This is a genomic window from Streptomyces viridosporus, from assembly GCF_002078235.1.
Taxonomy (GTDB): Bacteria; Actinomycetota; Actinomycetes; order Streptomycetales; family Streptomycetaceae; genus Streptomyces; species Streptomyces viridosporus.
Window position 1 is genome coordinate 1 of the sequence record NZ_MSGP01000911.1, and the last position, 888, is coordinate 888.

1 protein-coding gene is annotated in these 888 nt (G+C 71.3%); it reads left to right on the plus strand.

Going from position 1 to position 888, the window contains the following annotated elements; all coding sequences use genetic code 11:
• Positions 1-888 (plus strand): right-handed parallel beta-helix repeat-containing protein (locus B7L92_RS38615; RefSeq protein WP_107501754.1); only part of this gene is annotated, 888 nt, incomplete at both ends.

An 888-nucleotide genomic window follows, 5' to 3' on the forward strand; every position in this document is an offset into this window, starting at 1 on the left:
CCCCGGCCCCCACCCGGGCCGCCGCCTGCGGTGACGGCTCCTACCAGGCCGAGGCCGTGCAGAGCGGCAGCACCTGGACCGCCCGGCGCGGCGGCAGCACCGTGTACACCGGCACCGACATGCGCGCGGCCGTCCAGGCGGCGATCAACAGCCTGACCTCCGGCCGCACCGGCAAGGAGCGGGTGGTGGTCCGCGGCTCGGGCTCGATCTCCGCCGGTTCGCGCATCTCGCTGCCCAGCTACACCGTGCTCGACGTCTGCGGCACCATCAACGTCACCGGCAGCGGTTCCGGCGACCAGGCCCCGGTCTACTCCCGCGGCACCCGGGACATCGAGGTCCAGAACCTGAACGTCACCGGCGCCCCGCTGTACGGCATCTTCCTGCGCAACGTGCAGAACGTGGTCCTCGGCCAGATCGACATGCGCCTGTCCTCCGGCCTCGGGGTCCGCATCGACAACCGCGGCGACACCAGCCAGTGGACGCGCAACGTCCGCATCGACAACGTCTACGTCTCCGGCGCCTCCAGCCACGCCGTGGAGACGTACGGCGTCGACGGCCTCACCGTCGGCACGGTGACCGCCCGCAACGTGGGCGAGTCGGGACTGCTGCTGAACCAGACCGTCAACGCCACGGTCTCCAGGGTCGACGCGGAGAACGCGGGCACCGGCACCGGTTACGCCGCCTTCCGCATGGCCAACCGCAACGGGCGGATCGGCAGTTCCTACGCCACCAACATCCGCGTCGGCGAGGTCGTCGCGCGCGGCGGCGGGCGCGGCGTGTTCTGCGTCTCCGAGAGCGGCGGCGCGACGATCGACCGGGTGACGCTCTCGAACACCGGCAACAACGCGATCCTGATCGAGAACTGCTACAACGTGAACCTCGCCGCCC